Origin of the sequence: Meiothermus sp. (genome assembly GCF_037443965.1) — a bacterium.
Lineage (GTDB): Bacteria > Deinococcota > Deinococci > Deinococcales > Thermaceae > Meiothermus.
In genome coordinates this window covers 1-24,439 of the sequence record NZ_JBBINI010000010.1, presented here as the reverse complement: position 1 = coordinate 24,439, position 24,439 = coordinate 1, and the positions used below count along the sequence as shown (strand labels likewise).

Genomic DNA, 24,439 nt, shown 5'->3' with positions numbered 1-24,439 from the left:
TTTAAGCTAGCTAAGGTATGCGTGGTTTGCTTTGGCTCCTGCCCTTGCTGCTTTCGGCCTGTGTGGTGGGCGTGCGGCCCGAACCCGCCCCTCCCCTGCCGGTGCGGCCCGTACCCCAAACCTCCAGTTTCGTGCTGAATGCCCGGCTGGGCCTGCCGCCCTATCCCGGCAGCGTCGCTATCAAGCGCGAGGAACGGGGCGGCTCGAGCGAGGCCGAGTTCGAGACCCGCGACCCCCTCGAGCAGGTCTACACCTTCTTCCACAACTGGCTCACCAGCCGGGGCTGGGTGCGCACCCGCCTCGAGTACAAAGGCCCGGCCACCAAACTCGAGGCCGAGTACCGGCGCGGGGCCGAGCGCTTCAAGCTCGAGCTCGACCAGCAAGGCCGCAGTGGGCGCTATAAGCTCGAGATAGATTTTTGAACTCGGACGACTTCGCCCCAGCATGGACAAATGAGGTAAGGGGTCAACAGGGGTTTGGCATAGCTCACCCCCACCAAATTGACCCGGCAACGCCTTAGAGCGCTCTTCACAATTATTGAGCCGCCCACAACATGATTGTTTTGTCCTGCACAGTACAGTGGCCTCCCGGATGGGAGGCAACGTCTGTGAAGAGTGCGACAACGCCCGCCGTACCTTGACCCCACCGCATGCACAGTTTCGCAAACCTTTCCAACCTCAAACTAACTTTTGTAGGCTTGTACCAAGGCCTAACGCAGGCCCGCAAGATATACTACTGCCGCACACAACCGGCTGGCCGCCAGATGGTCGGGTGACGATCCGATTCGCACCGAGCTACCACCACCCTGGGCTGCACCCCCGAATAACTTTAGATAACGCCTGCCGTTGCACCTCCACACCGACAGGGGCCAATGGGGTTGCCACAGTAATCGAATCTCTGGATTTTGCAGGTTTCTGTAGCCTCCTGAGCACGTATTCGATTGTTCCTTTGGGGTCCATCTCACCTCGAGTCAAGTCGAGGATGCCGGTGCTTTTCTGCTTTGCCTTAGCCCGCGCCAACAGGCTCCGAGAACCCCTTTACGCGCTGTTGGGTCACCGACAAATCTTGATGCATGGCTTCAGGGTCATATCATGGGAATAAGGTGAAAGAGTTGAGGTAAATTGTTCAGCAACTCGAGAACCCACGCATTGCGGCAAGGTCTCGTGAATGATTAGGGGGAGCTAGCATGGTAATTACATCCCTGGAAGATTTGGACGGAATGACCGACGTGATGGGCCTATTGGACGAGGGGCAGCGACTGCAAAACCGCCTGGGGGAGTTGGGCGGGGTCTTGCGCCAGGTAGCCAGCCAGCTCGACAAAGGCAGCCCTCCTTCCCCTGGCATGGCTGCCAGCGTGATTGAAGTCTCCAAGGCCTTTGAAGGCTGGCATGAGCGGGCCCAACGCATTCTGGGAGGTACCCCTGTCGAACCCGTGTTGCCCAAGGTATTGGAAGCCCTCGAGGCCCATCGCAAGGCCCTGGAGGAAGCGGCTTTACGTCAGAAAACCCTGAATGTGCTGGAGCAGGTCAGCAGCCTGGTCTACCGGGGCGGCGATGAATTCCTCCCGCTCTCTACCGTTCAGTTCGACGCACTGGGCATGATCCGCAAGTTTAAGGACATGACCGGCCTCAACGATGTCATCCTTGCCCTGGCCGGCGGCAACCACTCCTACAACCTGTTGCTGAAACTCATAACGGACAAAGAGATGACCAACGAGGAGTGGATGAGCGTCTACGAAAAAGTAAGCAAAGAGGTAGGTCAAGACCTCGCAGTAGCAGCGGTTCGTGGGCGGGTTTATCTGCCCGAACAATAAAACGTTATCGGGGTTGCCCTTCCGAGGGCAACTACTCCATCGCCCTGCGATCCAGCGCCCTGGCATGGGCTTCCAGGCCCTCCTCGCGGGCCATGCGGGCGCCCCATACCGACAGCCTGCTGGCCGCCTCCTGGGTCAGGCCCACCACCGGAATCACCTTGAGGAAGTCGCGCAGCGACAGGCCCCCACCAAAGCGGGCCGTGCTCGAGGTGGGCATCACGTGGCTGGGGCCTGCGATGTAGTCGCCCAAGGCCTCGCAGGAGTGCTCCCCCAGGAAAACACCCCCGGCGTTGCGTACCATCCCCAGCGCCGACAGGGGGTCGTGGATGGAAAGGCAAAGATGCTCGGGGGCATATAGGTTGGCGAGTTCCAGCGCCTGTTCCAGGTGCGCCACCAGCACCAGACCGCTCCGCTCCAGGGCTTTGCGGGCCACATCGGCCCTGGGCAAGGTAGCCAGTTGATGCTCTAGCTCCTCCCGCACCCGCTCCAGGAGTTCCCGATAGGACGAAAGCAGCCAGGCTTCGGAGTCGGGGCCATGCTCGGCCTGGGCCAGGAGGTCGGCGGCCAGCAGCTTGGGGTCGGCCGAGGCATCCGCCACAATCAAGGTTTCGGTGGGCCCAGGCAAGCCCTCCATACCCACCACCCCATAGACCTCGCGCTTGGCCAGTACCACATACCGGTTGCCGGGCCCCATTATTTTGTCTACCCGTGGCACCAGTTCCGTTCCATAGGCCATCGCGGCAACCGCCTGCGCGCCCCCCATGCCAAACAAGCGGTCGGCGCCCGCTACCCAGGCAGCGGCCAGAATTCCCGGATGCACCCTGGGCGGCGAGGCCACCACAATCTCGCCCACCCCGGCCACCTTGGCCGGAACCACGGTCATCAAGACGGTCGAAAGCAGCGGGGCTGAACCCCCCGGCACATACACCCCCACCCGATCCAGCGGGCGCACCAGTTGGCCCAGCACACCATCCGGCCCGGCGCCCAGAAAGCCCCCCATGGGCTCCCGCCGGTAAAAGGCCTCGATGCGCTCCTTGGCGGTCTCGAGGGCATCGCGCAAGTCGGCATCCAGGCTCTCGTAGGCCTCCCGCCAGACCCGCTTGGGAATCTCCTCCACCGGATGTCCGTCTATCTCCTGGCTGATGCGGTGCAGGGCTGCATCGCCTTCCTGCTCAATCTGATGCAGAATATGCCGCACCGTCTCGAGGGCATCGCCATACTCCACCGTCACCCGACGGGCCTTGAAATGGTCACGTATTTGCTCTGGGGTTTTGATCATAAACTCGAGCCTCTGGCAGACTACCTTGATGGGGTCGAAACAGCACCGGCAATAACCAGCCGCGAATCTAGAATGAAGCCGCCCAACACTGGAGAAGGCCTTCAGTTGTATCGTCTGCGGCGACGGCGGCGGCGGTTGGAGGCATCCCCCGCACGTTCTCTGGGCGGTTCACCGAGAACCACCCTGGGTTTGTTAGGCTCACCAGCCACGATGCGGGAGCGGCCCGAATCGCGCGGGGCGGCCTCGAGGCGACGTTCTAAAGACGGCAAGCGCTGCCCTGCCTCCAGGCGCTGCACCTGAACCAAATCCGCCTCGAAAACGTGCTCGCCCACCTTCTGGGTCAGCCGCACCGGATACCCTTCCTCATCGAAATAAAGCAGGCTAAGCCCTGGGCGCAAGCGGTAGACCCGCACATTTCGCTCGGCTTTCTCGCCGGAAGAGATGACCTCGAGGTTTTGATCGGGCAGGCGTTCGGCATAGGCCCGCCCCCCCACCAGGGCGAACTTTTCCACCCCACCCACCTCTAGTTGTAGCCCCCCCACAGCCCAAATCAGCGAGAGGGGGTCGTGCATCTGGGCCAGGTAGGGAATCGCGAAGTCGTCCTTGCCCTGGCTCACCGTCACCAGCCCGTCTTCGCGGGAAAACTCCACCTCCATGACCCGCGCTCCATTCCCTTCCACCCGTTCGCGGTACCAACGGGGCAGGCCCTCCTGGTCTACCTCGCTCTCCCAGCGCTGCCGGGTTTTGGGTAGGGGTAATTCCACATTGGCTTCCAGGGTCAGGCGCAGCCCGTCCCGCCGCGGCTCGATGGTCAGGCGCTGCTCACCGGCCGGATGCCCGGCATATTTCAGGCTGTAGCGCAGCGACTGCGGAATCGCCATATCCATGTCCCCTATCTTACCAATGCCAAAACCTGTGGATTTTTTTTCACTCCAACGCCATGGCCATGAGCCGGTGAAAGTGGTGCACCCCCTGCTCCCGCTTGACGCTAAAGCGCCCCCGGTCGTAGAAGCGCGACTTGACCCCCTTCTGCACGGCCTCCACCACCACCTCGTCTTCGCGTTCCACCCGGTCGAGGGCCGCCCCAGCCCCGGCCTCCAGCTTGCTGGCATCCCACACGTAGGGCAAAAACGAGACCTTGGTAAGCTCGAGCCCCAGCGGGCGCACCACATTAACCGAAAGACCCCAGGGATAGAAGTTCAGCATGAGGTTGGGGAAGACCCAGTAGTAGTAGGCCGCGATGCGCTGGCCGTAGTCGGGCGAGTCTTTGGGCAGGTCGAAGCAGGGCTCGCCGGGGGCCGCCACCCCGAGCTGTAGGTTGCACCAGTCGTAAACCTCGGTGGTGTAGCTGCTGTAGTCAATGGCGCTATTGAGCGAGGCGTGGATGTAGGGAATGTGAAAGCCTTCCAGGTAGTTGTCGCAGTACAGCGCCCAGTTGGCCCGCACCAGGTAGTCGCGGGCCCGGGCAGGCTCGAAGTAAAACTCCCGGAAGGGCAGCCAGCCCAACCGCTCCTGCACAGGACGCAACACCTCTTGCAATGAAACCGGCGGGTTCAGGCTGGCAAACAAAAACTTCCCCTGGCCCCAGGTCTCGAAGGCCACTTTGGGCAGGTCGTCCTTGGGGCTGGGGAACCCCTCTACCCCCTCGAACTCCGGCATGGCCTGAAAGCAGCCGTCCAGCCCAAACCGCCGCCCGTGGTAGCGACAGCGCAGGTAGCGGGCGTTGTCGCCGGTCTCGGCCACCAGCATCCCGCGGTGGGTGCAGACATTGGAGAGCAGGTGCAGTTGATCGTGGTGGTCGCGGGTCAGCACCAGCGGCTCATCCAGACAGCCTTCCAGCAGGGTAAAGGGCTTGACGGTGCCGGGGGCTTTTAGATCGTCGGTGTCGCCCACCCACTGCCAGCTTCGGGCGAACACCTTTTCTTTGACCGCTTCGTATACCTGGGGGTCTTGGTAGAAGCGGGCCGGAAGGGTGGAGGCCTGGGCGATGTTGGGGTGAACCTCGAGGTTGTTCATAGTTATTCCTTAATGGCGTTTGGAATCGAGGGCTAGGGGTCGAGGACTCAAAAGGCAAAACCCGTACAGCCTCGCGACTGTACGAGAGCGAAAGAGGTTTTATTTACCCGCCGCAATAATGGCCCTGGCAAAGCGCAGTTGTTTGGTTGGAATATCCAGCCAGGGGTGCATGTGGCAATTATAAAAGCAAAGCCCCCGCGCCTCCAGCGGGGGCATATGGGGGCAGGGCGCGCTATCTGCCCCACTCCAGCTTGACAATCATCTCGGCGCCACGGGGGGCTACCCTGACCTCGAGCCTATCCCCACCCCGGCGGTACTCCGCCTCGTAGGCCAGGTTCTTCTTGCCCCCCTTGGACTTGAAGCTCACCTTCACCCAGCCTTTGGAGGTCAGGTCGCGGTGGTAGTAGCTGAAAATCTGCTCCACATCGCCACCGCGGTAGGCCACGCTATACTCGGTGTCGTCGCGGTCTTCCCAGGCCACCCAGTACCCCGGCACCGGAGAAATGAAGTAGATGGGCGGCCTGGGCACCACGGGCTGCGGGTTGACCGCCAGACGGGGCTGCACGTTGTAGCGCACCGCATCGCTCACCCAGTCGCGGTCGGGCAGCGGGGTGACCACAATCGAGAGCGCCCTGGCCAGGTTGCCAGCCCCCTGCACCCGCATCTGCCCGCTGCGAATATCGGCAATCTGCGCGAGCGAGAGCGGCTGGCGGCTGGCCACCGCCAGCACCTGGTCTACCCCCGCTGGCCCGCTGATGGTGAACTCGTAGCGCGCCCCAGGTTCCGGAAAGCTATAGGTCTCCCCCGCCCGCAAATAGTTGCCAGGGTTGTAGGCATTGGGCAGAATCAGGTCAATCTGCCCATCGGCGTTGATGTTGAACAGGTAGACGTAGGCGTTCTGGTTGACGCGGGTGTAAATCCTGATTTTGTCGCCAAAGAAGTAGGTCGCGTTGCCCAGGCCCGAGGGGTCGCGGTCGACCCAGGTCTGCACCTCGAGGTCGGTGGGCACCGGGTTGACGATGATCCCTTGGGGGCTCAGTACCGGGGTGGCATAGGCCATCAGGCCCAGCAAGCTTGTTGCAATCAGTCGCTTCATCTCGCTCCTCCTGGTTCAAGGGTAGGAAAGAGATAGCCTGCTGCAATGAAGCCCGCATCAGCAAAGCTTAACCTTGGCGTTGAGCGATTCTTTAGCCAGTCAATCAATGACACCCTGGTTGCACCAAAAACCCCCCTTATGCACTCTTTGCATAAAGAGGGTTTCTCGTCCTGGACGTGGTGGGCGACGAGGGACTCGAACCCCCGACTTCATCCTTGTAAGGGATGCACTCTACCAACTGAGTTAGTCGCCCGTGTGGTGACCCCAAGGGGATTCGAACCCCTGTTACCGCCGTGAGAGGGCGGCGTCCTAGGCCACTAGACGATGGGGCCGCTGGAGTCTTGGGTCTGTGGGGATAGACCCACCAAAAGACCGTTCATAAGGGTAGCACAGGGCCGCCCTTTCGTAAAGATAAGCCCCCGGTTTTCGCCGGGGGGCTTTTTGGTGGACCGCACAGGACTCGAACCTGTGACCAACCGATTAAAAGTCGGTTGCTCTACCAACTGAGCTAGCGGTCCGGTTTTTAGGCTTGCGGAGCATATAAGGCCCAACAGCCTTAGAGATTATAGGCAAATGGCTGAAAGTTGTCTATAGCGCGGGCACACCAAAAAAGCCGAGGGCCGGCGGTATTCCGGCCCTCGAGCCCAAACCAACTTACCAGATATAGAAGATGGTCACGATGAACAGCCAGACCGCATCCACCAGGTGCCAGTACATCGAGGAGCCTTCCAGAGTGCCCTGCTCATGGCTATCTATCTTGCCGGCTAAACCCTGGGCATAGGCCAGCGCCAGGCCGGTACCGCCAATCAACACGTGGGCACCGTGCAGGCCCACAATAATCACAAAGGCTGCCACCCACAGTTGCTCTTGGTAGCTGTGGTGGCTAAAGAGCACCGCAAACTCGTAAACTTGGAACAAGAAGAACACCGCGCCCAAGATGATGCTGATCAGGAGGCCAAACTTGAAGGCTGAGAACTTGTTGGCACGCAGGTCGTGGTGAGCATAGTGGACGGTAAAGGAGCTGGCCACCAGGAAGAAGGTGTTGAGCAGGGCCAGCCATAAGGCCGGGCGGTGCTCCTCCGGTGGTACCGCAGCGCCGGTAAGGCGCAGGTATAGGTAACCTGCAATCAGGATGCCGAAGAGGGCAATTTCCGAAACGATGAACCAAGCCATCCCCACCCAGGCATTGGACTTGCCGGTCACGGTGTGGTGCACCACCGGGTGGTCGTACTCTTTACGCAGCGCCCACTGGAACAGGCTGTACATAAAGAGCACCAGGCCCACCGCCAGCCAGCCACCCCAGCCCGCAACGCCACCCACCGCGGCGTTGCCCATATCGGGGGCCAGCGAAATCCCAATACCGGTAATCAAAAGCCCCACAGCGGTCATGAAAGGCCAAACCGTAGGAGCTGGCAGGTGGATGGTGGCAGGGTCTACCGGGGTCGGCTTGAGGCCCTCTTTTTCCCAGTCGTAGAGGGGTCGCTCAGACTTGAAGACGGTGGGGAACTGCACGGCAAAGTTATACGAGGGGGGCGGCGAGGAGGTGGCCCACTCGAGGGTGTACCCCCCCCAGGGGTTATCGGGGGCCTTCACGTTCTGGCGGAAGCTCTGAACCATGGCAATCAGCCAGGCGATACCACCCAGGGCCAGAATTATCGCGCCAATAGTAGAGGCAAAGTTGAGCTCGTTCCACAGGTACAGCCCATCGGGGTAGGTGTAGTAGCGGCGGGGCATCCCCAGGAAGCCCAGCACGTACTGGGGCATAAAGGTGATCAGGTAGCCCACCAAGAAGAGCCAGAAGTGCACCCTACCCCAGAACTCGGGGTACATGCGGCCCGTAATCTTGGGCCACCAGTAGTAAAGCCCAGCAAAGGCCAAGAAGCCCGAGCCTGCCATCAAGACGTTGTGGAAGTGGGCCACCACGAAGTAGCTGTCCTGCACCTGGTAGTCGAAGGGCACCACCGCCAGCATGACCCCGGTAATCCCCCCCAGCAGGAAGTTGAACATGAAGCCCATCACGAAGAGCAGCGGGGTCTTGAAGTCGAGCTGGCCGCCCCACAAGGTACCCAGCAGGTTGAAGATCTTTACGCCGGTGGGCACCGCCACCAACACGGTGAAGAACACGAAGACCAGCTGGAACAAGAGGCTCTCGCCCACCGTGAACATGTGGTGCGCCCAGACCAAAAAGCCCACCACCGCAATGCCCACCAGGGCAAACACCATAAAGCGATAACCGAAGACCGGCTTGCGCGCGAAGGTCGAGGCCACCTCGGCTGCGATGCCCAGGTAGGGAAGCAGCATGATGTACACCGCCGGGTGGGAGTAGAACCAGAAGAACTGCTGGAACAGCACCGGATCGCCCCCGATCGTGGGATCGAAAAGCGTAAGCCCCAGCTTGCGGGAAAGCAACACAGTCAGGCTGGCCGCGGTAATGCCGGCCAGGGCGAACAAAGAGAGCATGGAGGTCGCGAAGATGCTCCACACAAAGATGGGCATCTTCCACAGGCCCATCCCCTTGGCCCGCAGGTTGTAGACCGTGGCGGCAAAGTTGGCCGAACCCAAGAGGCTCGAGAGTCCCACCAGCAACAAGCCCATCATGAAGAAATCGGTGCCCAGGCCGGTGGTGCGCGAGAAGGGGTAGTAGAAGGTCCAGCCCACATCCGGTGCCCCGCCAAAGAACAGCGAGGTATAGATGAGCACCGCTGAGAACACGAATAGCCAGGCCGCAAAGGCGTTGATGCGTGGCAGAGCCACGTCCCGCTCCCCCAGCATCAGCGGCAGGATGAAATTCCCAAAACCCGCTAGCCCTGCTGGGATGATAAAGAAGAAGAGCATGGTAGCCCCATGCATAGTGAGCATCTGGTTATAAGCATCCCCTACCAGGAACTGCTGCTCAGGGCCTGCCAACTGCCAGCGAATGGCCACCGCCATCAGGCCAGAAAGCCCGAAGGCCACAAAGGAGGTCACCAAATAGATCATGCCGACCTTCTTGTGGTCGCTGGTGGTCAGCAGATCCCAGACTGCGGGCCAGAATCCCATGCGGGAAGTACTTTGTGGAGTTGCAACGGCCATAATTAGTTCAATCCTCCCGTTAGAACTTTTCCAGCTTGCTAAAGTCGAGGCCCTCCACTTTGTGTCTCATCAGGTAAGCCGCAATGGCCTTGACATCTTGGTCGGATAGATTAGGGAAGGCCGGCATCTTAACGCCGGGCTTCATGCCGGGGGAGTTTTTGATCCAGGGCTCGAGGTACTCCGGCACATTGGGCCACACCCCGGCCCCCACCGTGGTGCGGTTGCCGAAGAAGGTTAGGTCGGGGTTATTGGGAAGACCCTGTGCGACTCCCTTGAGCGCGTGACAGGCCGCACACTGTTGCTTATACAGCTCTTCCCCCAGAAGCAGGGTGGGGTCGGTTGGGGTGGTCGCCTGGTAAGCTTTAGCCCCTTCAATCCAGCGGTCGAACTCATCCTGGGGCACCACCTTGACCCTGAAGCGCATATTGGCGTGGGAAGCCCCGCACAGCTCCACGCACTGGCCGTAGTAGGTACCCACTTTCTCCGGCGTTACCTCGATGGTCGTAACCACACCGGGAATGGCGTCGCGGGTTCCCACCATACTGGTGATGCGGAAGGAGTGGATTACGTCGTAGTTGGCTCCATCCCCACCGGTAATCTCGAAGCGCACCGGCTTACCTACAGGCAGTATCAGCTCGTTGGAGTTGCGAACCCCGTGATCTTTGTAGATGAAGTCCCACCAGAACTGCCAGCCGCGCACCTCCACCACCATGGCGCCGGGGGTTGGACGGTCCAGTTTAAACATGCTCTGGGCGGTAAGGCCAAAGATGATGAGCACGATCACCGTGGGGATGACCGTCCAGGCCACCTCGAGGCGATCGTTGCCGTGCATCTGCTCGGGTTCACTGGTCTCTTTGCCGGTACGACGGAACTTGACGGTTACGTAAATCAGCGCCCCGGTTACCACCACAAACACCAGGGCTGCAAAGCCCATGACCCAGGCCAACAGCCCCCGAACCTCGCGGTTGAACGCCGAGGCATCCCGGTCTAGGATGTTCAGGGTGTGGCCCCCGGCCTGGCCTGGCTCGGCGGCCAGCGTCAAACCCAGCAGCAGCAAAACTATCAGACCTAGACTTCGTTGCAGCATTCCTCGCATCCTCCCTTGATCTTGGGGTATTTTATAGCATTTTAGTTGGAACCATTTTAGGCTACTTGCCTCGAGGCGTCCGATACCCTATCCCGATAGGATATTCTACCTACATCCACATGGTGCGGTCTATGGCCATCGCAACAAATAGTAATGCCAGATATAACATCGAGTATTTATACAGCGAAAGCGTCCAGCTCCGCTCGAGGGTCTGGTATAAGCGCAGGCTGCGCACCAAGAGCAGGCCATTGAGCACCAGCGCCGCCACCAGATAAAACCAGCGCAATTCACCCATCAGCACCGGAATAAGGGCAATCACGGCGGTCAGGATGGCATAAAGCCAGATCTGATAGGCGGTCTCACGCTCCCCACGCACCACCGGGAGCATGGGAACGCCCACCGCGGCATAGTCGTCTTTGATCATCAGCGATAGGGCCCAGAAATGCACGGGCGTCCAGAAAAAGATAATCAGGAACAAATACCAGGCGAAGAGGCTCACATCCCCCGTTACAGCAGCCCAGCCGACCAGAGGCGGGAAAGCCCCGGCAGCCCCACCAATCACGATGTTGCTCCAGAAGCGGCGCTTCATGTAGAGGGTGTAGATCAGCACATACCAGCCCAGCCCGGCCATCGCCAAGAGAGCAGTGGTCAGATTGGCACCCCACCACAGCAACAAAAAGGAAAGCAGCATCAAAGCCGTTGCAAAAATCGTGGCATCGCGGCTGCTAATCCGGTCGGTGACGGTGGGGCGCTGGGCGGTGCGCTTCATGCGGCCATCAATGTCACGGTCAATGACCATGTTGAAGGCATTGGCTGCGCCGGCGGCCATGTAACCGCCCACAAACACCACCACAAACAGACCCAGGCCCGGCCATCCGCCTGCGGCGATGAACATGGCCATCAGGGTGGTGAACAGCAACAAGCTGATGACTCGAGGCTTGGTTAACCAGAAATAATCGCGCCAGGTTGCGCGTTCGGGATGGGCAACAGAAACCACCATATCAGTCTACCTTGCTTCAGCCACAGGAACTGCTGCCGGCCCTGCACGATACCCCAGGCTCAGGGCCGAGACCGTGAGCAGCAACCAGGTAACCCAAACCACATCGGAGAGCAGGAGATGGGGCAACTGGGTGTGGAGCGGGGCCCCCTGTTGCACGTTAAGGTAGCCCATCCCAAGTTGCAAGATAACAATCACCCCAGCCATTCGGGAGAGCAGTTTGGTGTAGTTGCTGGACCGGAGTGTCGCCACCAGATTGGCAATCAAAACCACATAAACACTCACCATCACCGCAATCAAAGGATGGTAGATGCGAAGCTGCACCAGAAAATGCTCACCGGGCGTGAGCGCTCGACCCACCGCTTCAGCTGTGCTGCGCACTGGGAACAAGGTATCGCCCAACGAAGTTAGGGCTCCCGAGGCAGCCACCAGCAGGATACCCACAAAACCCAAACCCAGGGCCCAGCCCACCAGCCCCTGGCCTCTCCAGACCGGGCGGTGTTCGGGGTGGCCCGACCACCAGGCGGTGAGCGTCAACGAACCAATCAGGAAAAGGGTATTGATGAGGTGAATGGGAGCCACAACAGCCCGGGCAACGCTGGCGTCCTCCCCTACCAGCCGAAACAGCACCAGTCCGGCCCCCACCAGGCTCTCGGTAATCATGAAGAGCATCGAAAGACCGGCCCCCAGCCGGGCCAGGTGGCCCTTAGGAAAGGCCCGGCGCGACCAGACCAGCAGCCCAATGGTCAGGAGCAGCGAGAGGCCACTAGTGACACGGTGGAAAAACTCGATGAAGGTCTCGAGGCCCCTGAAGATGGGCAATACCTCGCCATTACAGGTAGGCCAGTGCGCCCCACAGCCATCCCCGGAGCCAGTAGCTTGTACCACATCGCCCCACAAAATAACCGCCAGGGTAAAGATCACCACGCCCCAGGCGTAGAAGGTAAAGCGTCGGTTCATCATAAGAAAAAGCCCCCGCTGGGGTATGAACCCTATTCTGCCAGAACCGCTCCAGATACTCCATAAGGACAATTGTCCTGGTAGTTGCAGGCCAGAGCAGTTGATGGCTCGGTGGGCCTAATGCCCGTGGGGAGGAAGGGTACTGGGGTCAAAAGGCAGTTTCTCTCCGCCACGCTCTGCAAGCCAGCGTTCCATGGTTTGGATCTCACCCGTCTGGCTCTGGCCCATGGCCTCAATTAGGCGGCGGGGGAGGCCCTCGGTTTTTACTTCCACCAGGCCCTGTTCAATCATGGGCAGGGCGCCCTGGTGGTGGCGAATCATCAGTTGCAAGAATTTCGTCTCGGCAGCAGGGCCTTGCAGGGCCAGCAGCTCGGCTATTTCTTGCGCCGAGGCCATGCCCATGGCCGCAGCGGCCTGGGGGCTGGGACGTTCAAAACCGATGGTCAGTTGCCGCCACCACGGCAACCACTTTCGCATCTGGGCGATCTGGGCGGCCTGGGTCTGGGCTACATCCTGAGCGAAGTAGCGCAGGTTTTGGTCGGCGGCTCGAGGCTCTAAAATACCGGCCAGCTCTACCGCCTGGGCATGGTGGGGAATCATCTGTAGGGCGAAACGGCCCTCGGGGGTGAGGGGTTGGGCCAGCAGGAGGCCGGTCGCAATCAGGCCCAGCCCCAATAAACCCCATCCCAGCGGACGGCGCAGGGAGGAAGCTGGCAGATGAGCTTTCACAGATTGCATTCTAGCTCTTCTCCCCTGTAGCGAGTAGCGCTTTTATCGCCGGGTTGTTGCCGCATCACCCACCCAACCCCCACCGAGCACGACGTATGGGAATGCGCACTCTACCCTATCTAAGCTAGCATCAGTTCGGAGATAGAAAAGCAGAATAAACCTGTGTGGCACGGCAGACTCACGCTAAAGCCACCCCTACGGCGTAGGGGTGGACTTTGCGATGCCGCCCGGCTGATTGACGGGTTTTCAACCTTCGGCTGAGCTTTTCAGCTTATTGGATAACTTCGAAACTGACGTTAAGCTAACCTTGGAACCACTCGAGCTCACCCGCTGCGGCCTCAAAACCCACCTTTTTGTGGGTGCCGTCGCAAAAAGGCTTGTTTTCTGAGTGACCGCAGCGGCACAGCGCAAGTTTGGCGCGCTCAAGCACCCGCTCTTCCCCGTTTAGAACCAATTTGGTGCCCTCTGGTAAATCCAGCACCAGCGACCCGTTTTCCCGCAAGCGGATTTTCATAAACCCAGTTTAGACTCTGCCATTTCACCCAAAACGGGGCGATTGACCCTACTGAGTTATAGGTTCGTAGTGGAAACTAGTTCCAAAGGCTAGTGAGAGATTTATCAAAGTCGCCAGCCTGTCAGAGGAGGAACCAGCATGCCCGTGAAATATACAGGGACAACCGTTAGAGTTAAGGACGATATGCAAAGCCTCGAGTTCCCCCCCTACATCAGAAACGAGCGGGTCAAACACTGGATTGCCGAAGCCGTGGCACTGTGCAAACCCGACGCAGTGCACTTCTGCGACGGCTCAGAAGAGGAGTACAACGCCCTGTGCGATCAGTTAGTCGAGGCTGGTACGTTCATCCGCCTCAACCCCAAGCTGCGCCCAAACAGCTTTCTAGCCCGCTCCGACCCCAGCGATGTAGCCCGTGTGGAAGACCGCACCTTTATCTGCTCCATCAACAAAGAAGACGCCGGCCCCACCAACAACTGGGTCAACCCCAAAGAAATGCACGCTACCTTGCAGGGCCTGTTCGACGGCTGCATGCGGGGCCGCACCATGTACGTGGTGCCCTTTAGCATGGGGCCGCTGGGCTCCCCCATCAGCTACATTGGCATCGAGATTACCGACTCGGCCTATGTGGTGGTCAATATGCGCATCATGACCCGCATGGGCAAGGCCGTTTACGAGGTGCTGGGCGAGGATGGCGACTTTGTGCCCTGTATGCACACAGTGGGGATGCCCCTGGAACCCGGCCAGAAAGACATTCCCTGGCCCTGCAATCCCAAGGTCAAATACATTGTGCATTTCCCTGAGGAGCGCAGCATCTGGAGCTATGGCTCGGGCTACGGCGGCAACGCCCTGCTGGGCAAAAAGTGCCTAGCCCTACGCATTGCCAGCGTCATCGGGCGCGACGAGGGCTGGCTGGCTGAGCACATGCTAATCCTGGGCGTCGAAGACCCCAAGGGCCAGAAAACCTATGTAGCTGCCGCTTTCCCCAGCGCTTGCGGCAAAACCAACTTCGCCATGCTGATCCCGCCCAAGCCCTTCCAAGACGACGGCTGGAAAGTCACCACCGTGGGCGACGACATCGCATGGATCAAGCCCGGCCCCGACGGGCGCCTCTACGCCATCAACCCCGAGGCGGGCTACTTTGGGGTGGCTCCGGGTACGTCCTATAGCACCAACCCCAACGCCATGGAATCCATCAAGGCCAATACCATCTTCACCAATGTTGCCCTCACCCCCGAGGGCGATGTGTGGTGGGAAGGTATGGACGGCCCGCCCCCAGCCAAGGCCATTGACTGGCAGGGCAACGAGTGGACCCCCGACTCCGGACGCAAAGCCGCCCACCCCAACGCCCGTTTTACCGCCCCAGCCGGCCAGAACCCGGTCATTGACCCCGAGTGGGAAAACCCCAAAGGTGTGCCCATCAAAGCCTTTATCTTTGGTGGACGCCGGGCTACGGTCGTGCCCCTGGTGTATCAGAGCTTCAACTGGAGCTTTGGGGTGTATCTGGGCGCTACCATGGGCTCGGAGATGACTGCCGCCGCCTTCGGGCAGATTGGGGAAGTGCGCCGCGACCCCTTCGCCATGCTGCCTTTTATCGGCTACCACATGGCCAGCTACTTCAACCACTGGCTGGACATGGGCCGCCACGTGGTAGATCCACCCCGCATCTTCAGCGTCAACTGGTTTCGCAAGGACAAGGACGGCAACTTTGCCTGGCCGGGCTTTGGCGAGAACATGCGGGTGCTGAAGTGGATCGTGGACCGGGCCAATGGGCGCGGACGCGGCACCGAAAGCCCCCTGGGCTATGTACCCCACTACGAAGACCTCGACTGGCGCGGCCTGAACTTCAGCAAAGAGCAGTTTCAGGAACTCATGGCCATTGACCGCGACCTGTGGCTCAGGGAAATCCTCTCACACGAGGAGCTCTTCATCAAGCTCTACGAGCGGATGCCCAAGGAATTCCTGGCCATGCGCGAGCTTCTGATTTCCAACCTCTGGCGCTCCCCCGAGCACTGGGACGTGGGCAACTCGCAATAACACAACCCCCCATTTCTGGCCTCCCCTGCCCCCTAGGGGAGGTTTCCTTTGAAGGACTATATTGATGAGCATGCAGCCCTCCGATTTTGGCTTCTTCCACCGCCTGCGGGTTCGCTGGGCCGAAAGCGACCCACAGGGTATCGTCTTCAACGGCCACTACCTGACCTACTTCGACGTGGCCATCACCGGGTACTGGCGGGCGCTGGGCATCCCCTACCCCAGTACGGTGGAGCGCTTTGGGCTGGATTTATTCGTGGTCAAGGCAACGGTGGAGTACCACGCCCCCGCCCACTACGACGACGAGCTGGATATCGGGGTGCGGGTCGGGCGTATTGGCAACAGCAGCATGCAGTTTGTGCTGGGTATCTTCCGGGAGGAGGCCCACCTGATTAGCGGGGAGGTCATCTATGTGGCCGCCCACCCCCAGACGCGCCAGCCCCAGACCGTTCCACAGGCCATGCGCGAGTTGCTGGGTCACTGAAGCTGGTTATATTCCGCTCTGCAACCGCTACCCAAGGGGATCGGCTTCGACAGGCTCAGCCGCCCCCTACACCGGATGAAACCGGCAGCGCTATGAACCTTTAAGCTTTGTTTTTGCGAGTACGTTCAGGGTAGCGCGGTCGGCGTAAAGGTGGGTGATAAACAACCTGCATCATACCCTTTCCGCTTGAATCCTTCAGCGTTGGACGCAGTCATAAGAAGTCCTTTTGAGTTATTCCCTTAATATCCCCTGGCCACCAGTGGAATAGGGTGTAGCCCTGGGTAAGCGCTGGCTGAGTTAAATGGTGTTGTAGTCGGAGTTCCAACCGGGGACGGCGCTGACGTTGGGCCAGTTGCATGGCTCCACTTTAGTGGAAAGAGTATTGAAGATTTCTTATCAGAGGTGAAGGATTCAAGCCGACCGAAGGGAGTAGAAAAGCATTTCGGTAGTATCGTTTAGGCTTGTCAAAGTGAACGATACTACCGAAATGCGTATCACAGGCCAGGCCTCCACCCCCGAACCCGCAGGAAGTGCCGTTATTCCACCCCCTCGGCGCGCAACTCCTGGGCCAGCGACTCCCAGCCCTTGCGCCCCATCAGGGCGTAGGTGTACTCCTTGCCCAGCTCCACCCCCGGCTGGTCGAAGGCATTAATGTTCCACAGCTCGCCCAGGAAGGCGGTCTGCCACATCAGGTGTTGCAGCAGCCAGCCCAGGTGGTAGGCGTCGAGTGTTTCCAGAGTGAGGGTGTAGTTGGGCTGGCCGGCCTTGGCCATGGCGTGGGCGGTGGCTTTGGCCTCGGCGTCCAGCAGCTCGAAGAAGCTCTTGCCAAAGAGGTAGTCGAGGGCCTCGAGCCCCCGCACCGCCGGAATCTCGAGGTTTTCGCTGGGGTTGAGCAGGCGCACGAAATTGATGAGTTTGTCGTGTGGCCCCTCCCGGAAAAGCTGCACCTGGGCGTGCTGGTCGGTAGTACCGATGGCCCGTACCGCGGTGGTGCCGGTGCGAACCTCCTGGCCCGCCCGGTCGCGCATCTTACCCAGCGACTCGTCGTGGAGTTGAACAAACCAGTCGGGCAGGTAACGCAGACGGGTGGAATAAGGCATGAACACCACGATGTTTTTGCCCCTTTGGCTATACAGGTGATTAATCAGGGCGGTCTGGGCTGGCAGGTTGTGCTCGAGGGCAGCCCTGGCCTGTTCGTTGGACTTGCGCGCCCCGGCCAGCAGGTTTTCCAGGTCCACCTCGGCAAAAGCCAGCGGGAGGGTACCCACCGGGCAAGTCACGCTAAAACGCCCACCCACCGCGGGGGGCACCTCGAAGGTGGCTAGCCCCTCGGCCTGGGCATAGGGGCGCAGGATGCCTTTGGCGGGGTCGGTGGTGACCACCACGTGCTTTTTCCAGTCGGCCACACCCAGCTCGAGCCACTGCCGGAACACCAGAAAGGCCGCCATGGTCTCGGCGGTGGAGCCCGACTTGGAGATGACGTTGACCAGGGTTTTATGGGGCTCGAGGGTGCGAAGCAACCCGATGATCGGCTCAGGTTCGACATTATCTACAAAATGCAGGCGCACCGGGCCTTTGCCCAGGGCCGCACCCACCGCCTGTGCACCCAAGGCCGAACCCCCAATGCCCAGCACCACCAGGTCTTCGACCCAGGCATTGGCCTCGCGGTAGCGCAACACCCGCCGTAGGGTCTCGGTGTCTTCGGGCACATCAATCCAGCCTAGAAACTCGGCTGGATCGGATTTACGACTCCAGAGCGCATCACGGGCTGCTTCCAGGTTCGGCGCTTGAGAAGCAAACTCCGCGACCCAGTCAATCCCATGCTCACCGATACGCTCCGAAAATAGGTTGTTGAGGTCTAGACGCAGCATGCTGCTAGTCTACCAGCCCAAGTGAGTAGATTTGATTTAGATCTAATACTATCTCTGCTCGTGAGGGACGCTAGACGCGTCCCTCGTCGCGTTTCCCAAAATTACACCGCAGGCGGTGCGGCGTAATTTACCCAGTACAGCGGTTTTGCTGAACTGGGTATTCGTGGGAACTGCTCTCACTTGCCTCGCCAATGAGGGCATTCGAGGGTCACTTTTCTCACTTATTGGGTTACCAGCACAGACTTGGCATAAGTGCAAGATTGATTTTTCTGAAAACCCCTTATGGCCCCACCCAAACTCGAGCAGGGCCACGGGGAATGAGAGGTCTACTCGATCTGGCCGCGAATTTCACCGCTAGGGAAAGTGGCACTGTGCAGGTTGATGTAAAGCATGCCCATCTCGAGGTGGGAGATCTGCTCGTCGGTGAGGGTTACGTTGGCCGAGAAGGTGCGGGCGGTATTGTCAAAGGTTAGGTTGGCGACGATAGGGCCGTTGGCATTCTTGGCGGCGGGGCCGTGGATGTGGGCACCGGGGCCGCCGATGGTCATGCCGCTAAAGGTGCCGTTGACCGTGAGCTGTTTGGTCGAGCGGTTGAGGGTGATGGTGGCCGAACCGGTGGCCGAGGTGGTGACGGGCGGAACCTCGTTGGCCCCGCTGAGGGTCGCGCCAAAGTTATTTTTGGAGCCACCCGCAGCACACGCCGACAAAGCCAACACCCCCACCACCGCTGCTGCCATAGTCAAAACTTTCATCTCTACCTCCTGTTGGGTAAGTTTTACCCATCCAACCCTACCCATCGCCGCGTCAAAAAAACGCAAAACGCCTGGGTCGAGTCTCTGCCATCCTCGAGCCCCTCCGGTAACGCGCCAGTAACAGGGCCGGGATTTCCTTCATAAACCTCCCAGCTTCAACCGGTTCTGCTGGCTGCTTTGCGCCAGGAAACAAGTGTGGCCGCAAGCCGCTGCTCAAACGGTGGCCCGCGAGTCCTGTTTGGCTGGCACCCGGCTCATGGCACGCTCAGCCAGCGCAGTGATGGTCAGGCTGGGATTGACCCCCACATTAGCAGGAACAGCAGACCCATCCACCACATAAAGCCCTGGGTAGCCAAATACCTCATGATTTGTATCAATAACTCCACTTAGGGCATCTTTGCCCATTGAGCAACCACCCAGAATATGCGCCGTTACCGACATATTGAGCAGGCTCTCCAGGAAGGAGTTATGGGGAATTGCATTGGCCACTTGTGCAAAAGCCCTGGTAGCTTGGTTGGCCTCCGGAATGTAGGTGGGCGCAGTCTTGCCCGCAATCGCCACCGAGTGCAAACCCTTGCGAAACAGCGAAAATAAGCTGCGTCCATAACGAAAACCAAGCTGGTTGTCGAGTTGCTGCATGGTCGCCAGAATGGTGACACGCTTGTGCCAATTGTCCACTACCAGCGAGGCCATCGAGCGATGTGGACGAAACACAAATTCACGCAGCGCATACAAAGCCCGCACCAGTGGGTTTGTTCCATCCACCAGCGGTCCGTTGAACAGCTTCAGATACCAGTAGCTGGGCGGTACACGGTTTTGCGTAATGTGGGTGTAGGGGTTGGGGTAAAAATGCGAGGAAATCGCGGGGCCATGACTCAGGTCAGGGCTGTCCTTGGGCGATAAAACTGCCGTGATGGCCTCGCTGTTGGTACGCACTACCCTGCCCAAGGCAGGCGAAACATGGGGCAACGTGTGATAGTGGTCACGGTTTGTAAACAAAAGCTGAAGCGTACCCAGCACACCCGCCGCCAGCACTACCTTTCTAGCCCGCAGAGGTGGATATTTCTGGCGGGTGAGAGGATTGTGCATGCAGAGTTCATAGCCACCCTGTGGCAAGGGCTGGATGCGGGTCACTTTACGCTCTGGGAGTACGCGCACTCCCAGCCTTTCGGCCAGGTAGAGGTAGTTTTTGTCAAGGGTATTTTTGGCGTTGTGGGGGCAGCCCGCCAGACAAGCCCCACAGCGGATGCAGCCGGTGCGTTCGGGGCCACGTCCTTCAAAATAGGGGTCGGGCGCTGTAACGCCTGGCTCCCCCTGATAAATACCGAGTGGAACACCTCCGAACGTTGAACCAGCCCCCATGGCTTGAGCAGTTTGCTGCAAATAGCGGTCTTGCAAGTGCATCTGGTCGTACACGGAACGACCCAACATCCGGGCAGCAGTGGCGTAGTGAGGCTTCAGTTCAATTTCCCAATCAATGCCCAAATGGCTCCAGGCCGGGTCTCGATAGAAAGAATTGGGTGGCTCCAGCAATACCGCCGCATATACCAGACTACCCCCGCCCACCCCCACCCCACCAATGATGGTCGCATGGCGAAAAAAATGTTGCACAAAAATACCTTGAAGCCCCAGTGCAGGCAACCAGAACAGATCTCGCACCGAGCGGTTGGCCCTGACTAGGTCGGCAACGCCGATCCGCCGCCCCTGCTCCAATACCCCCACCTGGTAGCCTTTTTCGCTCAGGCGCAAGGCGGCTACACTACCACCAAAACCGCTTCCCACCACCAGTACGTCGTAGTCGTAGGTCATACATCTTTGTGCAGCAAAAAGGGCAGGGGAAGTCGGGCCAGTGGGCCCATTTTGAAGAAGGTCAGGCCCAACAAAGTTTGCTCGTCAAGTTGGCGCAGTTCGTCCACCACACTGGGCCAGGGCCAGGGGTTTACCGCAGGGTAGGTCACTATCTGGCAAGGCTGGCCGTCCACCCGCGAGGGGGCCAGTGCAACCTGAACCGGGAAGCGCCGAATGATGGTATCCTCCCGTTGCAGAAGGTTGATGCCCGCGCCATTGGCAGCAAAATCCTTACCACACCACCCCCCCAACCCCAGCAACCACAACCCTTTGGGCGCTACCCAACGCAACCAGGCCGGGCCCACAAACTCAGCCCTATAAACTCCCTGGACGGCGGCCGGAGCTTTGAGCGTAATAAATAGCGCCTGGAAAGACCTCAACGATTTACGGTTGAGGTTGATGGCCTGCGGGCTGATCTGCATGGCTCTCCTTGAAGATGGCTCATTGTATCAAGGCGTAGGAGCCAAGGGTATAAACAGGTCGTGTGGTGGCTTGAGGTTCTCAACGGCACACGAGCGGTTCTTTTGAAAACCGCCCTAGCACCCAAGGGCCTTGGTGGATTGGTCAGACCCCCGCAAAATGCTAGACTTAGCAAAGTGTCTTTGCGGGCCAAGCAAAAGCAAAGCCCAGAACCGTTATGACCAAGCCTTCCCATAAACCCGTAGTGACCCCTCTATCGCCAGCAGAGCATTCGGCAGTAGAGGCGCTCTGGCACGGACTAGAACCCCATTTACACTATCTTTCTGCCTCTACTAAAGTGCAGGTACACGCGGCCCTCGAGTTTGCTTATGTAGCCCACGAAGGCCAGCAACGCAAGAGTGGGGAACCTTACATCATCCATCCGGTAGCGGTGGCCCAAATCCTAGCCGATTTGGGTCTGGACGCTGAAACCCTGATGGCTGGGCTACTGCACGACACCATCGAAGACACCGAGGTTCGCCCTGAGGATATCGAAGAGAAATTTGGTGCAGCCGTTCGCAAAATTGTGGAGGGGGAAACCAAGGTCTCCAAGCTCTACAAGCTGGCCCACGCGGCCAGTGAAGACAAGCCTGTCGAGGAAAAGCACGCCGAAGACCTGCGCCAAATGTTCATCGCCATGGCCGAGGACGTGCGGATTATCATCGTCAAACTGGCCGACCGGCTGCACAACCTGCGCACCCTGGAGTTCATGCCCCCCCACAAACAGCAGCGCATTGCCCGCGAAACCCTGGAAATTTATGCCCCTCTGGCGCACCGGCTGGGGATTGGACAGGTCAAGCTAGAACTGGAAGACCTCTCCTTTCGCTACCTCGACCCGGAAAGCTATCTAGCCCTCGAGGCCCGCCTCAAAAGCCACCGGGCCGAGCGCGAAGCCGCCGTGCAGGCCGCTAAAGAAAAGCTCGAGCAAGCCCTGGGTCGTGACTTCATCCTCAAGCAGTCCATCAAGAGAATCGAGGTGACGGGGCGCACCAAACACCTGTTTTCCATCTGGAAAAAGATGGAGCGGGAAGGCAAGGCCATCGAGCAAATCTACGATCTGCTGGCCCTGCGGGTAATTCTCGAGCCGCGCCAGGGCAAAGACCCAGAAGAAAACGCGCTGCGCGAGAAGCAGGTTTGTTATCACGTGCTGGGGCTGGTACACGCCCTCTGGCAGCCCATCCCGGGCCGGGTCAAGGACTATATCGCGGTGCCTAAGCCCAACGGTTACCAGTCGCTGCACACCACCGTTATTGCGGTAAACGGTCTGCCGCTGGAGGTGCAGATTCGCACCAAGGAAATGCACCAGATCGCCGAGTTTGGTATCGCCGCCCATTGGCTCTACAAGGAGGGGGTCACCGACCCCGAAGACCTCCGACGGCGGGTGGGCTGGCTCAAAAGCATCCAGGACTGGCAGCAGGAATACAGCAGCTCGCGCGATTTTGTCGAGGCCGTCACCAAAGAGCTGCTGGGGGATCGGGTTTTCGTGTTCACCCCCAAGGGCAAAATCATCAACCTGCCCAAGGGCTCGAGCCCGGTAGATTTCGCCTACCACATCCACACCGAGGTGGGGCACCACATGGTGGGGGCCAAGGTCAATGGGCGCATTGTGCCCCTCAGCTACGAGTTGCAAAATGGCGAGATCGTGGAGATTCTCACCGCCAAAACCGCCCATCCTTCCAAAGACTGGGTGGAGTATGCCAAAACCCGCTCGGCCAAACAAAAAGTGCGGATGTTCTTCCGCACCTTCGAGCGGGCCGAGACCCTGGAAAAGGGCCTACGGATGCTGGAAAAATACTTCAAGCGGCGGGGCTTGCCCAAACCGCTGGAGAGCCAGCTCGAAGAGGTGGGCCGCAGGCTTATCAAGAGTTCCTCTCCGGAAGATTTGTACGCAGCCATCGCGGGCAGTAGGGTCGCACCCCAGCAGATCGCCCGGATTCTGGCCCCCAAAACTGAGACCGCCACCCCCAAACCCAAGCCCCTGAAGAATGAGTTAGGGATTCGCCTAGAGTCCAACCTCCATGTACCCATCAAACTGGCCAGTTGTTGCGGCCCCGCCAAAGGCGACCCCATCCTGGGCTATGTGACCCGGGGGCGGGGCGTTACCATCCATAAGGCGGACTGTCCCAATATGCGCCGCCTGATGGAGCAGGATTCGGGGCGGGTGATACCGGCCTACTGGGAAGGGCTGGGACGGGTGATGCAGCTCGAGGTAATGGCCGATGACCGGGCCGGTCTGCTGCGCGATATCATGGACGCCATTGCCTCGATGGGCAAGAGCGCCATGGGGGTGAACTCCAACCAGGCTTCTCCCCTCTCCTCGCTGTTTCGCATCAGCACTCGAGTGGATCTGACCGAGGGCGAGCAAAAGGTGCTGGACGAGCGATTGCGCAGTGTGCCCAACGTGCGTACGGTAAACTGGTCGCAAGTGCTGTAACGTTGCTCCGCGCCACCTGGATCATGCCTCTGCTGCTCGCGCTGCTCGTCGCCTTCGGGGTGGGTCTGCTGGCCGAGCGGTTGGGCTGGCTCAAACCACGCTCAGCCTGGGCTGCGGCGTTGGTGGGTGGGTTGCCGTTGTGGGCGGGCGGCATCCCTGCAGCCCTGGCGGTCATCTTTTTTGTCGTTTTGGGCAGCGCCGCCAGCCGCCTCAACCCAGGGAGCCGCGACCGAAGAGGCCGCAGTGCCTTTCAAGTCCTGGCCAATGGACTTCCTGCCGCGCTGGGAATGGCACTGGGATCGCCCACCTTCTTTTTGGCGGCGCTTGCAAGCGCCGCGGCCGATACCCTGGCAACAGAAGTGGGCAGCCGCAGCCCGTGGGCCTGGCACCCTTTGTTGGGGCGGGTGCAAAGCGGAACCAACGCCGCCATAAGCTGGCCCGGCACCATCGCCCTGCTGGGGGGTGCGTGGCTATTTGCGCCGTGGGCTGTGTGGCTAGGTGCACCAGTGCTCGCGGTTGTGGCTGGAGGGGTGGCCGGCGCTACAGCGGATACCCTGCTGGGTTTATGGGAGGATCGCTTTGCCTGGTGGAGCAACGACCTTACCAACCTGCTGGCTACCACAGCGGGCGGCCTGGTCGCGTGGGTGTTATCGGCAGGAGTGGCGGCGTGATACGAACCCCACCCGAAGCGTTCCGCCGAGCGCATCTACCGTGAGGGCCTGGCCGGCTGGCTCCACTTGACGAGTTCCTTCGTGGCTACCAAGTCTGCGTTGAGCTAAAGCCTGCCAGGAATCCAAACGTAAACCATCCAGAACTTTCGGCAAAAGCAGACCGTCCATCAGGCCGCATCGAGTGGTGCATAATCCCATACCTTCGTGTGCTACTTGACCTACCCCAGGGGATGTAAAAAAGAGGGGGTGCTATGGAAACCCACAGAGAGCACCCCCTGTACTATCTTGACGCAGAAACCCTCCTGGTGGCTACCTACGTCTGGGTG

At 59.7% G+C, this 24,439-nt stretch carries 17 protein-coding genes, 3 tRNA genes and 2 pseudogenes; 6 read left to right on the top strand and 16 right to left on the bottom strand.

Annotation, left to right across the window (positions count from 1 at the left end; all coding sequences use genetic code 11):
• The first annotated feature begins 17 nt into the window (after positions 1-17).
• Together WKI89_RS07260 and WKI89_RS07255 are read left to right on the top strand one after the other, a co-directional pair.
• Positions 18-422: a hypothetical protein gene (locus tag WKI89_RS07260; protein ID WP_337868507.1), complete on the top strand. Its 405-nt coding sequence runs from the start codon at positions 18-20 to the stop codon at positions 420-422.
• Positions 423-1,186: 764 nt separating this feature from the next.
• Positions 1,187-1,813, top strand: coding sequence for a hypothetical protein (locus WKI89_RS07255; RefSeq protein ID WP_337868506.1), 627 nt, complete (start codon positions 1,187-1,189; stop codon positions 1,811-1,813).
• 31 nt (positions 1,814-1,844) lie between these two features.
• On the opposite strand, the gene hisD is transcribed toward WKI89_RS07255, so the two are convergent.
• The 12 genes and pseudogenes from hisD to WKI89_RS07195 form a co-directional block, all read right to left on the bottom strand.
• Entirely contained in the window at positions 1,845-3,092 is a 1,248-nt protein-coding gene (gene hisD / locus WKI89_RS07250; RefSeq protein ID WP_337868505.1) for a histidinol dehydrogenase, read from the bottom strand.
• Between the two features lie 101 nt (positions 3,093-3,193).
• Positions 3,194-3,979 carry a DUF3108 domain-containing protein gene (locus tag WKI89_RS07245; protein WP_337868504.1) on the bottom strand — a complete coding sequence of 262 codons (786 nt, stop codon included), beginning with the start codon at positions 3,977-3,979 and terminating at the stop codon, positions 3,194-3,196.
• Between the two features lie 40 nt (positions 3,980-4,019).
• Entirely contained in the window at positions 4,020-5,108 is a 1,089-nt protein-coding gene (locus WKI89_RS07240; protein ID WP_337868503.1) for an aromatic ring-hydroxylating dioxygenase subunit alpha, read from the bottom strand.
• A gap of 562 nt (positions 5,109-5,670) precedes the next feature.
• Positions 5,671-6,204 (bottom strand): annotated as a pseudogene (locus tag WKI89_RS07235) (DUF4384 domain-containing protein); the annotation flags it as partial.
• Between the two features lie 177 nt (positions 6,205-6,381).
• Positions 6,382-6,457 (bottom strand) — tRNA-Val (locus tag WKI89_RS07230).
• Positions 6,458-6,460: 3 nt separating this feature from the next.
• Positions 6,461-6,536, bottom strand: a tRNA-Glu gene (locus tag WKI89_RS07225).
• Positions 6,537-6,646: 110 nt separating this feature from the next.
• Positions 6,647-6,722: transfer RNA gene (locus WKI89_RS07220), tRNA-Lys, on the bottom strand.
• A 136-nt stretch (positions 6,723-6,858) separates the two neighbouring features.
• On the bottom strand, positions 6,859-9,276 hold the full coding sequence (locus WKI89_RS07215; protein ID WP_337868502.1) for a cbb3-type cytochrome c oxidase subunit I: 2,418 nt from the start codon (positions 9,274-9,276) through the stop codon (positions 6,859-6,861).
• Positions 9,277-9,295: 19 nt separating this feature from the next.
• Complete coding sequence (gene coxB, locus WKI89_RS07210) at positions 9,296-10,363, bottom strand: cytochrome c oxidase subunit II (protein WP_337868501.1); 1,068 nt, start codon at positions 10,361-10,363, stop codon at positions 9,296-9,298.
• 109 nt (positions 10,364-10,472) lie between these two features.
• A pseudogene (locus tag WKI89_RS07205) lies at positions 10,473-12,323 on the bottom strand (heme o synthase).
• 114 nt (positions 12,324-12,437) lie between these two features.
• Positions 12,438-13,049, bottom strand: a complete 612-nt coding sequence (locus WKI89_RS07200; protein ID WP_337868500.1) for a DUF305 domain-containing protein — start codon at positions 13,047-13,049, stop codon at positions 12,438-12,440.
• Positions 13,050-13,350: 301 nt separating this feature from the next.
• A complete protein-coding gene (locus tag WKI89_RS07195) occupies positions 13,351-13,563 on the bottom strand; it encodes a CDGSH iron-sulfur domain-containing protein (RefSeq protein ID WP_337868499.1) in 213 nt (70 codons plus the stop codon).
• Between the two features lie 138 nt (positions 13,564-13,701).
• Between WKI89_RS07195 and WKI89_RS07190 the strand changes: the two genes are divergently transcribed.
• Both WKI89_RS07190 and WKI89_RS07185 read left to right on the top strand, forming a co-directional pair.
• Positions 13,702-15,597 (top strand): phosphoenolpyruvate carboxykinase (GTP), encoded by a 1,896-nt coding sequence (locus tag WKI89_RS07190; RefSeq protein WP_337868498.1) that lies wholly within the window; start codon positions 13,702-13,704, stop codon positions 15,595-15,597.
• Positions 15,598-15,667: 70 nt separating this feature from the next.
• The gene (locus WKI89_RS07185; protein ID WP_337868497.1) at positions 15,668-16,078 is read left to right on the top strand and encodes a thioesterase family protein; all 411 of its coding nucleotides are present in this window, start codon (positions 15,668-15,670) and stop codon (positions 16,076-16,078) included.
• A 536-nt stretch (positions 16,079-16,614) separates the two neighbouring features.
• On the opposite strand, the gene WKI89_RS07180 is transcribed toward WKI89_RS07185, so the two are convergent.
• The 4 genes from WKI89_RS07180 to WKI89_RS07165 all read right to left on the bottom strand — a co-directional run bounded on the left by WKI89_RS07180 (position 16,615) and on the right by WKI89_RS07165 (position 20,971).
• Positions 16,615-17,949, bottom strand: coding sequence for a glucose-6-phosphate isomerase (locus WKI89_RS07180; protein WP_337868496.1), 1,335 nt, complete (start codon positions 17,947-17,949; stop codon positions 16,615-16,617).
• Positions 17,950-18,275: 326 nt separating this feature from the next.
• Positions 18,276-18,701, bottom strand: coding sequence for a CHRD domain-containing protein (locus tag WKI89_RS07175; protein ID WP_337868495.1), 426 nt, complete (start codon positions 18,699-18,701; stop codon positions 18,276-18,278).
• 213 nt (positions 18,702-18,914) lie between these two features.
• A complete protein-coding gene (locus WKI89_RS07170; protein WP_337868494.1) occupies positions 18,915-20,510 on the bottom strand; it encodes a GMC oxidoreductase in 1,596 nt (531 codons plus the stop codon).
• A complete protein-coding gene (locus tag WKI89_RS07165; protein WP_337868493.1) occupies positions 20,507-20,971 on the bottom strand; it encodes a hypothetical protein in 465 nt (154 codons plus the stop codon). The genes WKI89_RS07170 and WKI89_RS07165 overlap by 4 nt, the downstream gene beginning before the upstream one ends.
• A gap of 215 nt (positions 20,972-21,186) precedes the next feature.
• Here WKI89_RS07165 and WKI89_RS07160 point away from each other — a divergent pair, with 215 nt between their 5' ends.
• Positions 21,187-23,442, top strand: a complete 2,256-nt coding sequence (locus tag WKI89_RS07160) for a bifunctional (p)ppGpp synthetase/guanosine-3',5'-bis(diphosphate) 3'-pyrophosphohydrolase (protein WP_337868492.1) — start codon at positions 21,187-21,189, stop codon at positions 23,440-23,442.
• A gap of 23 nt (positions 23,443-23,465) precedes the next feature.
• Positions 23,466-24,113 carry a DUF92 domain-containing protein gene (locus tag WKI89_RS07155; RefSeq protein ID WP_337868491.1) on the top strand — a complete coding sequence of 216 codons (648 nt, stop codon included), beginning with the start codon at positions 23,466-23,468 and terminating at the stop codon, positions 24,111-24,113.
• Positions 24,114-24,439: the final 326 nt, after the last annotated feature.